Annotated in this window: 13 protein-coding genes and 2 pseudogenes; 3 read left to right on the top strand and 12 right to left on the bottom strand. The window is 51.2% G+C overall.

Annotated elements, in window-relative coordinates; genetic code table 11:
- Positions 1 to 265: 265 nt before the first annotated feature.
- From K8B83_RS07880 to K8B83_RS07870, 3 genes are all read right to left on the bottom strand, one after another.
- Positions 266 to 2,920, bottom strand: coding sequence for a heavy metal translocating P-type ATPase (locus tag K8B83_RS07880; protein ID WP_011788492.1), 2,655 nt, complete (start codon positions 2,918 to 2,920; stop codon positions 266 to 268).
- Between the two features lie 596 nt (positions 2,921 to 3,516).
- Complete coding sequence (locus tag K8B83_RS07875) at positions 3,517 to 3,795, bottom strand: ArsR/SmtB family transcription factor (RefSeq protein WP_011788491.1); 279 nt, start codon at positions 3,793 to 3,795, stop codon at positions 3,517 to 3,519.
- Positions 3,796 to 3,839: 44 nt separating this feature from the next.
- Entirely contained in the window at positions 3,840 to 4,868 is a 1,029-nt protein-coding gene (locus K8B83_RS07870; RefSeq protein ID WP_011788490.1) for a cation diffusion facilitator family transporter, read from the bottom strand.
- Positions 4,869 to 5,213: 345 nt separating this feature from the next.
- Here K8B83_RS07870 and K8B83_RS07865 point away from each other — a divergent pair, with 345 nt between their 5' ends.
- A complete protein-coding gene (locus K8B83_RS07865) occupies positions 5,214 to 5,912 on the top strand; it encodes an FAD-dependent oxidoreductase (RefSeq protein ID WP_223419517.1) in 699 nt (232 codons plus the stop codon).
- Positions 5,824 to 6,192, top strand: coding sequence for an NAD(P)/FAD-dependent oxidoreductase (locus K8B83_RS07860; RefSeq protein ID WP_223420022.1), 369 nt, complete (start codon positions 5,824 to 5,826; stop codon positions 6,190 to 6,192). The genes K8B83_RS07865 and K8B83_RS07860 overlap by 89 nt, the downstream gene beginning before the upstream one ends.
- A gap of 40 nt (positions 6,193 to 6,232) precedes the next feature.
- On the opposite strand, the gene K8B83_RS07855 is transcribed toward K8B83_RS07860, so the two are convergent.
- The 4 genes and pseudogenes from K8B83_RS07855 to K8B83_RS07840 all read right to left on the bottom strand — a co-directional run bounded on the left by K8B83_RS07855 (position 6,233) and on the right by K8B83_RS07840 (position 8,375).
- Positions 6,233 to 6,586, bottom strand: coding sequence for an ArsR/SmtB family transcription factor (locus tag K8B83_RS07855; protein WP_011788489.1), 354 nt, complete (start codon positions 6,584 to 6,586; stop codon positions 6,233 to 6,235).
- A 370-nt stretch (positions 6,587 to 6,956) separates the two neighbouring features.
- Positions 6,957 to 7,165, bottom strand: a pseudogene (locus K8B83_RS07850) (IS4 family transposase); the annotation flags it as partial.
- 183 nt (positions 7,166 to 7,348) lie between these two features.
- Positions 7,349 to 7,774 carry a Cu(I)-responsive transcriptional regulator gene (cueR, locus tag K8B83_RS07845; RefSeq protein ID WP_011788488.1) on the bottom strand — a complete coding sequence of 142 codons (426 nt, stop codon included), beginning with the start codon at positions 7,772 to 7,774 and terminating at the stop codon, positions 7,349 to 7,351.
- Between the two features lie 307 nt (positions 7,775 to 8,081).
- Complete coding sequence (locus tag K8B83_RS07840) at positions 8,082 to 8,375, bottom strand: hypothetical protein (protein ID WP_223419515.1); 294 nt, start codon at positions 8,373 to 8,375, stop codon at positions 8,082 to 8,084.
- 386 nt (positions 8,376 to 8,761) lie between these two features.
- Between K8B83_RS07840 and K8B83_RS07835 the strand changes: the two are divergent.
- A pseudogene (locus K8B83_RS07835) lies at positions 8,762 to 9,277 on the top strand (Cd(II)/Pb(II)-responsive transcriptional regulator).
- An 86-nt stretch (positions 9,278 to 9,363) separates the two neighbouring features.
- On the opposite strand, the gene cueR (K8B83_RS07830) reads toward K8B83_RS07835, so the two are convergent.
- From cueR (K8B83_RS07830) to K8B83_RS07810, 5 genes are all read right to left on the bottom strand, one after another.
- Positions 9,364 to 9,828, bottom strand: coding sequence for a Cu(I)-responsive transcriptional regulator (gene cueR, locus K8B83_RS07830; RefSeq protein ID WP_011788480.1), 465 nt, complete (start codon positions 9,826 to 9,828; stop codon positions 9,364 to 9,366).
- 25 nt (positions 9,829 to 9,853) lie between these two features.
- Complete coding sequence (locus K8B83_RS07825) at positions 9,854 to 12,349, bottom strand: heavy metal translocating P-type ATPase (protein ID WP_011788479.1); 2,496 nt, start codon at positions 12,347 to 12,349, stop codon at positions 9,854 to 9,856.
- A 408-nt stretch (positions 12,350 to 12,757) separates the two neighbouring features.
- On the bottom strand, positions 12,758 to 13,147 hold the full coding sequence (gene traA / locus K8B83_RS07820; protein WP_223419513.1) for a TraA family conjugative transfer protein: 390 nt from the start codon (positions 13,145 to 13,147) through the stop codon (positions 12,758 to 12,760).
- Complete coding sequence (gene traV, locus K8B83_RS07815) at positions 13,144 to 13,716, bottom strand: type IV conjugative transfer system lipoprotein TraV (protein ID WP_223419511.1); 573 nt, start codon at positions 13,714 to 13,716, stop codon at positions 13,144 to 13,146. Before traV ends, traA begins: the two co-directional genes overlap by 4 nt.
- Before the next feature lie 74 nt (positions 13,717 to 13,790).
- Positions 13,791 to 15,080, bottom strand: a complete 1,290-nt coding sequence (locus K8B83_RS07810; RefSeq protein ID WP_023266687.1) for a TraB/VirB10 family protein — start codon at positions 15,078 to 15,080, stop codon at positions 13,791 to 13,793.

The following is a 15,080-nucleotide window of genomic DNA, read 5'->3' as shown; positions in this document are numbered from 1 at the left end:
TTTTCGATGACCATGACGAGCATGGGACTGGACTACAAGCTCTGGAACCTTCCGGCCTCCCGGTGAACGCATGAGATGCAGTTACGGCCGAAAGGGACGCATCTGAGCCCATTATCCACGTCCGATCATCCCATCTATTTAAACTCGTTGTTCTAAAGGCATTCGTTTATCGCCTAACATCGATGTTTTCGGAGATCGATTTACAGATGAAGATATGGAAGGGCTTGGCGCCGCAACAACGGCAGTTCAAGCCCTCTGCAATACCTCAATGGGCATCCTGTACGGACACAGAGCTTTGATGACCTCCGTTCTGGCCATCGGCTGGCTCTTGGGCACCCTTAAAGCGGAGTAGGCGCAGCGCATTGAGCGTGACCAAAGCGGTGGCACCGGTGTCGGCCAGCACAGCAACCCAAAGGCCAGTGATACCCAGCACACTGGTGACTAGGAACAGGCCCTTGAGGCCAATGGCGAACACTACGTTCTGGTGGATGTTGGCCATCGTCGCGCGGGACAGCGCCACCAGGTGCGCAACGTCCGTGACGCGGCTCTTGAGCAGAGCAGCGTCTGCGGTCTCTAGGGCCACGTCGGTGCCGCCGCCCATGGCGATCCCTACATCGGCGGTCGCCAAGGCCGGCGCGTCGTTGATGCCGTCGCCGACCATCGCCACCTTCGCGTCGCGCTTCAAGTCGTTGACCAGGCGCAACTTGTCTTGCGGAAGCAACTCACTCTCCCACTCGATATCCAGCTTGCCGGCGATGGCCTGCGCAGTTCTCCGATTGTCACCGGTGAGCATGACCGAGCGCACACCCATCGCCTTGAGCTGGGCCACGCCTTCGCGGGCGTCACGGCGAGGTTCGTCACGCAAGGCCAACAGGCCCATGACATTCTTGCTTGCTTCGTCGAACAGAACCACCACCGTCTTGCCACCATCTTCCAGCTTGGCGATTTCCTGCTGGTGCGCGAGGGTCAGCGTGGCCATCTGCCCTGCATGGACGGGCGATCCCACGGCTAGCTTGCTGCCGTTCACGGTAGCGCGAACTGCCTTGCCCGGGATAGCGAATGCTTCGGTGGCTTGTGGAACCTCCACATCGAGGCTCTTGGCGTGGGCAACGATTGCCTTCGCCAACGGGTGATTCGATCCAGACTCGACGGCGGCGGCGAGCGCCAGTACCTGTTGCTGCTTGGATTGCCCGAAAGGCACGACTTCAGTGATGCGCGGCTTGCCCTCTGTCAGCGTGCCAGTCTTATCGAAGGCGACTGTGCGAACGCGACCAATGGTTTCCAAGGCGTTGCCACCTTTAATCAGCAAACCTCGGCGAGTAGCAACAGCCAGTCCCGAGGCAATGGCCGCCGGCGTTGACAAAACCAAGGCGCACGGGCACGCGATTAGCAGCAAAGCAAGACCACGGTACAGCCAAGTGCCCCAATCACCACCCATGGTAAGCGGGGGAACCACGACGATCAGCGCCGCGATGGCCATCACGGCCGGGGTGTAGTAACGGCTGAACTTTTCGATGAAGCGTGCCGTCGGCGCCTTGGAGGATTGAGCTTGCTCGACGAGCTGGATGATGCGCGAGATGGTGTTGTCCGATGCAGCCTTCTCAACCAGAACTTCAAGCACACCGTCGACGTTGATCGAGCCGGCAAATACGTCATCGCCACCGGCCTTTTGACGCGGCACGGACTCCCCTGTGATCGGAGATTCATCGAGACTGCTTTCGCCGCGGAAGATCTTGCCGTCAGCGGGCACTCGATCACCCGGGCGCACCAAAACCCGGTCGTTCACGCTCAGGGAGGCAGCGGGCACTTCGCGCTGCCCACCATTGGCGTCGAGCAAGACAGCAGTTTTAGGCACCAGAGAAGCCAGCGCTTTAATGCCGGCGCGGGCGCGGCCAGCGGCCACACTTTCAAGCAGCTCGCCGACCGCGAACAGGAACACCACAGCAGCGGCCTCCTCGGCCTCGCCAATCACGAGCGCGCCCAGCGAGGCGACAACCATCAGTGTTTCGATGGAGAACGGGGAGCCAGATATGGCCAGCGCGAAGGCTTTGCGCGCGAACGGGAGTACGCCAGCGATCACGGCAGCGGCGAAGATCCATTCGGCATAGCCGGGGATAAATTGAGCAACTGCATAGGCCGAGCCCATGAGAGCTGCTAGGCCCTGCACATGCTTACCCTTCTTCGTCTGCCACCAGCGTTGAGTGATAGCTGAGGGCACGCGGGCAGGCGCGGCAGGCGAGGATCCATCAAGGCGGCGCACGTCGGAGACGCCGAAACCCAGGCTTTTGATGGTCTTCTCGATGTCGCCAATATGTGTAGGACTTCCAGACGCGAGCGTCAGCTCAAGCGTTTCTGCCGTGAAGTTGATGCGGGCATCTGATACGCCCGCCATGCGAGCAAGAGCCGTTTCAATCTTGCCAACGCAGCTCGCGCAGTCCATGCCTTCCACGTGCATCGAAACGTTGGGTGGGTTACCAGGGGGCTCGCGGCGAGCGTGTGAGGTGTGATCATGTCCACTGCAGGAGCCGTGTTCATGCCCGCCGTTTGTCTTTTGCGTGTGGCCGTGCCCATGATCACCGCCGCAAGCGTGACCATCCTTGTGATCTTCGCTGTGGTCATGTGCATGGACCGATTGGCGCGATACGGCCGCAATCGAGAGCGACGACACTGGCAGTTCTTCCACACCGAACCCCAAAGTTTTGATTTTCTTAGCTACATCGCGAGCAGTGAAGCGGCTTTTCAGATTGCGAGTCAACGTCAGCGTTTCACTAGAAAAATTGACTTGCACGTCCGTCAGCCCATCCATTCGGGAAAGGGCCTTCTCGATTTTGCCGACGCAGCTCGCGCAATCCATGCCCTCCACACGGAAGCTCAGCTGCTCCCTAGCCTTGTCCTGGTACTCCGTTATTTCCCTTGTCATATCTACCTCCAAGTTCTCTGAACACTTTGCAAGTTAGGTTCGCCGCACGCCGCACATACTGCTTAAATATAACAAACACATGAACATACATCCATGTGTTAATCATTAAAAAAGAAGGCTGTTGTCCTTCTGTTTACGATCGTCTGTGGTTGTGGCGTGCGGCGTGCGGCGCACGTGCTTACAGTTTCGACACATTTTCAAAATGCAGATTGAATTTTAGCACACATATGAAGATATGTTCAATTATTTAATTCATGAAGTTAGCATGGTTAATTTCTACGCTCACGATGGGGGGGAGTGAAAGCTGGCGTCGGCTGATGAGGCCCAGGGGATTGAGTGCGGTCAGATTCATACAACCGTCACCCAAACATCACGCATGGGCGAAGTCGCGCTTACTCAGGACTGGGATGGCGCATTACAGTTGCTGACGGGCTGGCACCTCTCTTGCGCAATCGCGAAAATGCCCAGCAAAAAGTAGGCATCTTTGCGTTCGACGCAATTCGCAATCATTCCTCAGAGAAGTGACAGACCATGTCCTGAAACACTTGACTGATGTGCTCATCCGCGATGCCGTAGAAGATATGTTTCGCCTGACGTTATCCACGCACAAGTCGAGCTCCACGCAGGAGCCGCAGATGATGACTGACCAAGAATTGGGATAGATCGAGCGTTTCTGCGATGTCGCCCACCGCGACTGATCCGCGCATGCACTGTAGCAGGATCTTCAGGCGCGATTGATCTCCTAACAGGAGAAAAGTCTCAGCGAGAACAGCGACGTCACTATGAGAGAGCGCCAAGAGCTCTGGGGCCGAACGCTGAGCATTGGTGGCGCAATTCTGAGCATTGTCGCCATTGGCGTGTTTTCGAGAAGTCATGGATTTCTTGTCCCTGAGCTGCCAGCACTACGCTGGCTGCAGCATCAGTGTTGATGACCCGGGACGGAATGGTCGTGCTTATGACCCTTTTCATGGCTGTGGCTAGTGTCATGCTCATGTGGGGTGTGCCCTTGCGGCCCACCTGTCGGCTGCAAGCTGCAAAGGTTCTTTTCACCAGGAGAGTTCCATTCGATCCCGACCGTCACGTGCTCGATGCCAAATTGCTCTCGAAGCACCACCTCTACGCACTTGACCACGGTGCGCGCTTCCTCAGCCACACTAGGGCGAACGTGCAGCGTGGCCATCGTGCGACCAGAGGTAAGCTGCCATACATGCACATGACTGACGGCCGCCAAGCCAGGCACCGCGCCCATCAGGCCTTGTTCCACCTGCTCCGGAGAAGCGTCCTCGGGCGCACCTTCGAGCAAAATGTGGATCGATTTCGCCAGGAGCTTCCAGGCGCTGCGCAGGATCAGGGCTGCCACCAGCACCGACAGGATGGGGTCAATTGGCGTCCAACCAATGAGATAGATGACCACTGCAGCGACGATGGCACCGACCGAGCCCAGCAGGTCGCCCATCACGTGCAGGATGGCCCCCTTCACGTTGACGTGATCGGTCTCTCCGCGGGTCATGATCCACAACACCAGAACGTTTACCAACAATCCAAGCACGGCGACGATCATCATCGGGCCGGCAAGGATGGCGGGCGGAGCTTGCAGTCGCTCCCATGCTTCATAGGCGATCCATGCCACGATCACAAAGAGCGTCACAGCGTTCAGGAAGCCGGCGATGACCTCGAACCGAAGGTAGCCAAAGGTGCGCTTGCTGTCAGCTGGTCGGCGCCCGAACCGGAATGCCGCGTATGCCAGAGCCAGCGCTGCTGCATCGGTCAGCATGTGGCCCGCATCGGCCAGAAGGGCCAGCGAGCCCGACAGCACGCCGCCGACAGCCTCCACGATCATGAAGCCGAAGATCAGGAAGAAGGACAGCAAGACCTTGCGTTCGTTAGCGCCGGTCACTTTTGGAGTGTGGTCATGGTCGTGACCATGTTCATCGTGCGATTGGGACATCAGGGCCTCGCGCAGAAATTAGGTGGTTGACTGTACGTAAAATATAATACATGAACATATGTTTATGCAATGTATTTTTAGCAAACCATACTAAGGACTGCGAAAGATGAGTGGCGGCGATGCGGCTATTTAGTACGCCTATCCTCTTGGCCACACCCTGTGCAGGTCGTCCACAATCAGGTCGTGATGATGTTGGCCCAGATCCAAGTGCTGACGCAGATAGAGGATGACCCGCCGGAAGGTTCGGATGGTCGTGAGCCAGATCGGACGGGGCGCTGGCTGGCCAAAACCGCAGCGCGAGCACCACGCAGGAAAGCGCCTGAAAACATCTAGGAGATTTCAATCATGGACACGAACTTCGACGTCATCGTCATCGTCATCGTCATTGGCGCCGGGCCTGGTGGCGACATCGCAGCGATTCGCGCCGAGCAGTTAGGCATGAATGTCGCCTGCGTCGATGCCTGGAAAACCAAGGAAGGCAAGCCTACCCAAGACGGTACATGCAACAACATCGGGTGCATCCCGTCAAAGGCGCTGCTGCAGTCGTCCAAAAACTTAGACCAAGCCAAGCACCACTTCGGCGCGCTCGGCATCATGTCCACGGGCGAGCTACGCATGGACGTGGCTGTGATGCTGGAGCGCAAGAATCAGGTCGTGAAGTCGAGCAACGAAGGCAAACTCTATCTGTTCCGAAAAAACAAGGTGCAGTTCTTAAACGGTCTGGCGTTTATGACTCGGGCCGCCGTCGGCCTTGAACTGGATGGGCGCGGAGCCGTCGTGGTGAACGGCGAATGGCGCACCAGCGTGCCCAGTATCTGGGCCATCGCCGATGTGGTGCGCGGCCTGATGCTAGCGCACATGGCAGAGGAAGAAGGTGTCGCTGTGGTCGAGCGCAGAAGGTGTCGCTGTGGTCGAGCGCATTGCAGGCCATCGCGGTCATGTCGATTTCAACACGATCCCCAACGTCATCTACACCAGCCCGGAAATCGCCTGGGTAGGCCGCACCGAGCAGCAGCTCAAATACGCGGGCGCAGCATATCGTAGCTGTACATTTCCGTTCATGGCTAACGGTCGCGCGCGTGCATTGAGCGAGACAGCGGGTCTCGTCAAGGTGATCGCAAATCCTACGACAGACGAAATCCTCGGCGTACATGTAGTCGGCCCGCAGATCAGCGAACTTGTGGCTGAGGCGGTCATCGCGATGGCATTCAATAAGGCCTCACTTGCGGTCGATAAGCGCGCTGAACTTCTGATTGATCAGAATTGGACCCGCATTCATCTCATTGAGTGTAGCCGCGGGCGGTCATACGGCCCCAGCTTGTAATAGATCGCAATCCGCATCGCAACGAGCGCTTCGCCCGCGGCTAATCGTCGTTGTGCTCTTCGACGATGTGAGTGGACATGTCCAGCAGCACTTGGTTCACATGCTTGTCGTCCACCTCATAGAAAATTTGCTTGGCCTGGCGCACCCCCTTCACAAGGCGGGCTCCACGCAGCAGCCGCAGGTGGTGACTGACCAGCGACTGCGAAAGCTCGAGGGATTCCGCGATGTCCCCAACCGAGGAGGAACCCTTCATGCAGCACAGCATTATTCTCAACCGAGACGGGTCGCCCAGTAGGCGGAAGGTCTCGGCCAGGATCGTAACGTCATTCTGTGACAAAGAAGCCAGATCGTCGCTTGCACCGCGGGGCGCGTTAACTTGTTTGCGTAAAGTCATTTCTCAAAAATTCCAACTCTCGAACAGCTACTCATGCCGTTCAGAATTAACGAGGCTGCGATAATTTGATCGCACTCGCCGACAAAGATCAGGAGACAGCCTGCGAGCCAAGGCGCGCCGCGTCTATGCGCAGCGAAATCGTCCAAACCAGCAGCGCTCAAAATAGGGCTTAACCTTACAACATAGTAACCCTCAAGTACCCTGTATGTCTAATTTCAATTTTGAGAAGACACCTTGAGCATGCCATTAACAAGTGCTGGTCGTGCCACCGTAGCAGCGATCAGCCTGCCCATCGAGGGCATGACCTGCACGAGCTGCATCGTCCGAATCGAGTGCGCCCTGACCAAGGTGCCTGTCTCTTGATCACATCTCATTGATCAAGAGACTTGGCTAACAGGTAACCTTCAAGGATGGTTTGTGGTAAAACTATCCTTCCCATAACCGCTCCCTGCCGACTCGTCCCGTCCTTTTTGAATCAAACCAACCCACTAATTTTCCGAGACTTATACAAACCCAATAAACACTTGGAGTTCGCTTCGGTACTTTTTTCTTTTCGACTTTTGACCACAGCAGCTTCCAATCACTCACAAACTTACTTGTTAGCACTGATTAAATAAAGTTGACTTTAATCATATGAATTTTAATAAATTAAAAATCAGGCCGCATGCGACCTCATCCTGACGACAAAGGTCTAGCTTTCGAGCTAAACTGCGTATTCCCACCCATGGCGATCACCTAATAACATTGAAGGGAGTCGAAAGTTTAAGGGCAGCTTTCTATGTCCTGCAGATGGGAAGTATCCGCGAGGTAGAGAGCCTTCAGTATTGGGCAGTCGGGTTTTTCATTTCCCGCGCAGCAAGCAGAGAGTGTGGTAAGAATTGATGCCATACGTTGAAATTCTTCAATTTTTAAGGTTAAATCATTAATATGAGATTCAACTATACTTTTAACATCTGCACTCTGACGCGAATGATTTCCCCAAAGAGAAAGTAACTCTCCTGCCTGTGACAGAGAAAAACCGAGATCTCGACATCGACGTATAAAATGTAACTTATAAACATCGGCATCTTTGTAGATCCGATAACCAGCCTCTGTTCTGGAGACTGATGGTATTAGCCCAACCTCCTCATAGTAACGAATCATTTTCGCCGAAACTCCCGATAAGCGGGCTGCATCACCAATGTTCATCTTCACCTCCCAAATGATTTTTACTAATACTGTAGTTAGCTTTAAGTAACATAGTTTCGGGTAACATTTATTGAAGGAAATTTCCTAATCCATTGAACCAAGTAACCATTAACCTGTTCCCAAAAATCTCACCAGCCCCCACCTAACTTCAGGTTAAACCTTCCCCTAACCGGAAGGTCAAGAGAAGTCGATAGATTTTTTGTATGATATTAAAATCTTGATCGTTTAGATTTCCCACATGGTTTAATAATAAATAATTCTTAAAGTTCAAAAATAAATGCCGACTTAATTCATCTGACTCCACTGATCATCTAGTGTTCAAAAAATTATCTACCCATTGAACCATTGCTTTAACCAAATCATCATCATATGCGATGTGCTGACCATGGCGCTGTTCTGGCGAGGGCAGCCTCAAGGTGTCATCGTTCATACTGATAGTTGGACCATTGCAGTTTTGAGAGTCAAATTCATTTATTAGAGATCCGATTGCATTTCGAGCTCTATCGAGTGATTTTGCTTCAATGAGTTCAGCAATAGTAAAGAGCACCATAATCATCGCAGCTTCTGGCCACTGTCTAGAATTAAGGCCCATAACTGCCATATACATCCCCTTATTTCTTTTTAATCAGTTTTTCCTCTACAGGACAATCCATTTGCATAATGCGGATTTCAGTTCGCCCCCCCCAGATTATTTAATCTTTGTAGGCGCAGCCGCGCAACAGTCTCCACTAAGGCCATGATCATCTTGATCATGCGATTTCTGGTCATGGTCATGGCCACAACCTTTGTAAGTAGGCTTATCATGATTTAGGTCTTTTTCAACATGCGAATGGTTGCAATCATTATGAACATACAAATGACCATTCGCCTTGTTCAATTCGCCTGATTTCTGAATCTTGCCTCCCACAACCAAGCTTAATTTTTAAATACAACTAGCAGCTTCCTTCCTACTAGAGTTTTACTTTTTTGCGGGACCACTTGCCCAATATGTTTACTATACTGACTACTGAAGACCCTAATCTAACTACAGAGTCAAGTTCAAACGAGGGATATATGAAAATTGGTGAGTTGGCGCGTAAAGCAGGCTGTCCGGTAGAAACGATTCGTTACTACTAGAAAGAAGGTCCACTGCAGGCACCTTTACGAGACATAGGAAATAATTATCGTCACTACGACAAAACCCGTCTTGAAAAACTACTATTCATCCGCCGCTGCCGTTCTCTCGATATGACCCATGAGGAAATTCGCGCTTTGCTGTTAGCAATCAATAATCAGGGTAAAGAATGTGGCCCGATAGATGCAATCATCAACGCCCACCTAATTCACATTCAGCATCGAATCAAAGAATTAGTAGCGTTAGAAGAGCAACGTAAGGAGCTGAATGCTTTTTGTAGCGCTGACCGCAGCATAGATAAATGTTGCATAGTCCAAAAATTGACAGCTGATGAAAGTGATAGCGATCTTTCCTTAACCGCACCAACCAACCATTTAGGGGGGCATTAGTGATGCCACGCGCTTGTTTAAAATGAAAAAAATGTGATGGTGTTAAAACTGCGTAGTCTTACACCATTATGGGCCAATTTAAAGTACTACATTTTGCCGCTCAGCTTATCTCCAGAGCGGCGCTGTACCGCTCCTCCTCGGTTTACGGTGCGGGCTTTGCCCGAAGCATTGGTTAATGTCCTAAGAATAGGACATTCTGACCGCTCATCCCCAGCACAACTCCGGATTAAAACTCGTAGTTTCTCAGTCATTTGACGTATACTTTCCATACGTCGTTCTAAGTCAGCAATGTTCTCCTGAGCCAGGCGTTTAACATCAATGCTCTGGCGAGATTTGTCATTCCATAACGTAAGCAAGCCTTCTATATCTTCCAGAGAGAACCCGAGATCTCGGGCACTACGAATAAAAACCAATCTATGAACATCATTGAGAGCATACTTACGATAACCTGACTCCGTACGCTCGGAGGCAGGGATTAATCCAATTTGCTCGTAATAACGAATCATCTTGGTGGATATTCCTGATTTACGCGATGCTTCTCCGATATTCATAAGCCCACCTTGTTAATGCTCAGCGTTAATGCTCAGCGTCCTCAACCAAAGGAGGCTGGAACCGACGCAGACGCAATGAGTTTCCCAGAACGAACACGCTTGATAGCGCCATCGCCCCTGCTGCAAAAATTGGAGAGAGCAGTATTCCATAAGCTGGGTATAGCAGTCCTGCAGCCACTGGAATCAATGCTGCATTGTAAGCAAATGCCCAAAAGAGATTTTGTCTGATGTTACCGATTGTTGCCTTAGACAATCCAATAGCATTAGGAACTCCCTGCAAGTTTCCTGACATTAAGACAACATCAGCTGACTCCACGGCTATATCTGTTCCTGTACCAATTGCAAGTCCAATATCTGCAACTGCAAGTGCCGGGGCATCGTTTATCCCATCGCCGACAAAAGCAACTTTACCGTAATTTTCTTGCAGTCGACGCACCGCTTCAACTTTGCCTTCAGGTAACACTTCCGCAACCACTTCATCAATATCTAATTGTTTAGCAATAGCCTGAGCTGTATTCGCATTGTCACCGGTAATCATGGCGACCTTGAGACCAAGCTGATGTAATGCCTTTATAGCTACTGGAGTACTTGATTTAATAGGGTCAGCTACAGCAATAATTGCAGCCAACCGACCATCTATAGCAACATAGAGAGGTGATTTCCCCTCATTCCCGAGGCGTTCAGAAATCCGGGAAAAATACGTTACCTCCAATGCTAACTCACGCATAAATCGATCAGCGCCTACTTCTACAAGGCTCCCTTCAACAGTCGCTCGTACTCCCATACCAGTGATTGAATCAAACTCAGTAAGCTCTGGCAGTAAAATGCCGTCTCCTTCTGCCGACTCAACAATAGCGCGAGCAATAGGGTGCTCAGAACGTGATTCAACTGCGGCAACTTTTGCTAATACCTCATTACGTTCAAAACCCTGAGCTAGTTCCAGATCTGTCATGACTGGACGACCTTCAGTCAGAGTTCCGGTTTTGTCTACAGCAACAACTTTGGCATCTTTGAGTAACTGTAGGGCTTCTCCCTTGCGGAATAAAATTCCCATTTCTGCACCACGACCTGTACCAACCATGATAGATGTCGGTGTCGCGAGTCCCATTGCACATGGACATGCAATGATTAGCACTGCCACAGCATTAACCAATGCGAAAGACAGGGCTGGTGATGGACCAAATACTAACCAAATCAGGAATGTAAAAAGTGCTGCCAACATCACAGCTGGAACAAACCACAATGTCACTCTGTCCACAACAGCTTGTATAGGTAACTTTGACCCCTGGGCCTGTTCTACCATCCGTATGATTTGTGACAGCATTGTCTGACCACCAACCGCAGTAGCACGCAACCTCAGTGCTCCTTTCTGGTTCACAGTCCCTCCGACAACTCCACTGCCAACGATTTTTTCCACTGGTATAGGCTCACCAGTTATCATCGATTCATCTATAAAACTGGTACCTTCACTTACCTCTCCATCGACCGGAATCCTTTCTCCCGGGCGAACTTCGATAATGTCTCCAAGCACAACGTCTTTGACAGGAATATCATTCATTACGCCATTACGGAGCACGTGCGCCTCCTTAGCCTGCAAGCCTACTAAGCGTTTGATAGCCTCAGACGTTCTCCCCTTAGCTCTCGCCTCCATAAATCGTCCCAAAAGAATGAGAGCGACAATCACTGCAGCAGCTTCGTAGTACACATTAACGGTACCCTCAGGCAAAAGGTATGGTACAAACGTAGCAACCACAGAATAACCAAAAGCAGCAATAGTCCCGACAGAGACCAGTGAATTCATGTCAGGAGCAAGCCGCGTAAGAGCAGGAATGCCTTTCATGTAGAATCGACGACCTGGAACCACTAAGACTAACAATGTCAATACAAACTGGACGTACCAGCTTTCCTGGATCCCAATGGTATTCATCACCCAGTGTTGCATTCTTGGAATCATGTGAGATCCCATTTCGAGAACAAATACCGGCAGAGCCAGTGCTGTTGCAATAACTAAATCTTTCTTTAATAAAGCCTTCTCTGCGTCCTTTCTTACTTCAGACTCATTACTGACCTGATTTTGGGTATCGATGACACGGGCTTCATAGCCAACTTTTTGAATAGCAGATATGAGATCGTCTATGCCAGCCACTCCGCGAATAGTTGCCCTCTCAGTTGCAAGGTTAACCGTTGCCGCCTTTACACCATCAACCGCTAAGAGTGCCTTTTCAACACGGCCAACACACGAAGCACATGTCATACCTTGCACTGAAAGTTCAACGGATGTTACAGGAACTTCATATCCTACCTTTTCAATTGCTTCGATTAACTTCAGTCGATCAACAGGAGCTTTAAGATGAATATCCGCCAGCTCAGTCGCAAGATTGACACTTGCGTTTACGACGCCTTCAACTTTGTTTAAAGCTGCTTCAACTCGTCCTACACAACTTGCACAGGTCATACCCTCAATAGGTAAGCTAACCCGGGCTTCAGCATTGCTGGAGAGCTGGTTTTTATGAATGCTCATGATGTATTTCTCATTGTTGGTTCAGATATTAAACAGTCTAGGGCTTACCATGATGGGAAGGTCAAGCGTATTATTTTTAACCTCATGAACACAACAAATGAAGCGCCATCATTCCTGATATTCATCCAGCTGTTTGGTAGTGTGTAACTCTAACTCAAAAGAAACGAGCGCCTAAATCTCAAAATATCAGGCTAGTAGCCTGTTTGAATGTGCTCCCTCAAGAAAAGCCCCGCTAACTGCCTTTTGCAGTGGCGGCGCTAGCATTCTTTTCGGTATTCATGGCCGCTGCTTGTAATCAAGCTAAGTGAATGGGAAACCTATTAACTGAAACGCCGTCATGGTAATCGGGGACGGGGTGGGATGACGCCCAAGCCGTCAGAAATCTGGCCGCTTGGGCGTTTTTTATTGTTATAAGGTGCCCAGTAAGACGGCGCTGATTGCTGGAACTGTTGTGCCAATGACTTCTTGAGTGCTGGCAACGACAGGTAAAGTTGCAGACATAACACTTTCAACGACTGTTGGCGTATTGTAGAGACCCATACCGCCACCAATGCCCAAGGCAAAAGCCATCAAGCTTTGGCGAGCGATACCGCCCACAATACCCACCAGAACCATGGCTCCCGCTACGATCCGTCCCAAAGTACCTTGGGTCCAGTCTTTTAGGGTATCCCACACATCGGTGAAAGCATCACCACCGGTGCCCGCAAATGAGGGCTCCGAAATCATTAACGCCATCAAACCAAACGCACCAATGGTCATTAGGCGCTGAGTTTGAATGCTGCGAACTGCATTTGTCATTCGTTAGTTTCTCCGTAGATACTCAAGTTATCGCGCTTACCATCAGCTCCCGCTGAGGCTGAATCGCTTTGAGTCTGAAGTGGACGTAGCACTGGCGAAACAGTTCGAGGTGCTGACACCCCAATATCCCACCGGCGCGGTTCAATTTCGGTAAACACGTAGCTGGATAAATTCAGATCTCCACGGTCATCCTCCCAAGGCGCAATCCAAATTCGCATCACCCTTGAAGGAATGCGAATAGGTGCAGATTGCTGCGTCTCAGGTAATGCTGGATGGCTCAACAGTCCTGTTTCTAAATCAGATTGTGAATACCCAGAGGGAGAACCAATTCGAGTCGCCACAGCATCAATCGTCTTGGGTGCAGCGCCATTACTGGTAAGCTCATAGACTTCACGAGCGGATAAACAGCGCACACCGTCAGGCATACCTGGGCATCCATATTCACTACTCCCAATACCCAATGAACTACAGCCAGACAATAAGGTTGAGCCGACTGCCAATAAAATTAATCCAGCTTTAGACCACTGTTTTGGCTGGTGCTTTGAGTTGTTCTGCATTGATGTCGTCATGGTTAACTCTCCTCTGGATACACATCTTATTGTCTGAAACGGACTTCGATCGGTTAGCAACATGCAGGATTTTTTCATCTTCTTGCACCTCCCCCTTGCGAAGTGGCCAACGACAACGAGGCACCACGAGTGACTATGACTTCAATTTTCCTTGCAGCGTCTACCTCAATGACTGGGAACATATTTTCAGCCATGTCCAAATAGAACTTGGCCACTCGATCCAATGCTTTACCGGTGCCTTTAATCGCAGCGCCTTGTAATGCTTCTTGGCTCATGACTTGCTGGTACAGCTGAGTATCACCGGCATTACCCGTCTGAATCGTCGGAACAGGATTTACATCAAATGCGCCAGCCAAGCCCTGAAGGAATCCGGCCATCATTGACTTGGCCACCAGCTGGCCTTGCTTCGACACTAATCGGCCTCGAATACCGGCTTTGCCGTCTTCTCCCACGGCATAAGAATCCAGTCGCGTTTCAATGACGCCACCATCTTCTCTCACACATGAAATGGTCTCGCCTCGCAAATAAGCACGCTCAGAGCTCAAATCACCGTAACCTGCGGCGATCAAGAAACACTCTTTGATATCCGCTCTAAATCGGTTGGGTAAGATGGCTTCCTTTTGAATCCTCAGCAATGCAGGAAAAGGCTCGCGTCTTGCGGACTCGTGAGTAGGAGCATCCAAACCTGTGATCAAAGTACCCGAGATAATGCTGCCCGCCGGTAGATACAAAGGCGGCGCTTCTTGCACAACAACCTCTGGTTCAGCAACCACTTCAGGCTCAATCATACGAATCGTGATTGGCGGCAATGGAACATCTCGTGCTCGTGTACCTTGGCCATTGGCTGGCTGCTGATAGAGCGGATCAGGCAGCGGCGCATTGGCAAAATAGTCGTCTGGGTTAGACGGCAGAGGCTTTTCGTCTTTGGGTAATTCCATGGCAGATAAAGGCACTTCAAAACGGCTATTTGTGCCTTCAACTGCTGCATCACCTCCTGCGCGAACATCATCAAGTTCCGCTCTAAGGCGGGCCAGCTCCGCATTGACTTCACTTGGTATGGAAGGCGAGCCTGGGCTTAGCCGTCCTGAATCGACGTCACGACGCAAACGCTCAACTTCACGACGTAACTGTTCATTGCGCTCACTGAGTAGTTTTACGTTCGCAGCCAAACTATCGACCCCAACATCACGAGTATTGGTATCCGTAAGAATGTGCCGGATCGTTTCCTGTCGGTTCCGACTACTTGAGCCATCATCAGGATTAGGTGAAAACACCATCACCATAAGAATGAGACCACCAGCAATACCAGCAACCGATAGGCCACGCTTCATGTTCGGGCTCATTTGTTCCCATTGTGCTTTCAT

Origin of the sequence: Shewanella inventionis (assembly GCF_019931735.1) — a bacterium.
In the GTDB taxonomy this organism is placed as follows: domain Bacteria; phylum Pseudomonadota; class Gammaproteobacteria; order Enterobacterales; family Shewanellaceae; genus Shewanella; species Shewanella inventionis.
The sequence above is the reverse complement of the archived record's forward strand: the minus strand, read 5'-3'. Positions and strand labels throughout refer to the sequence as shown.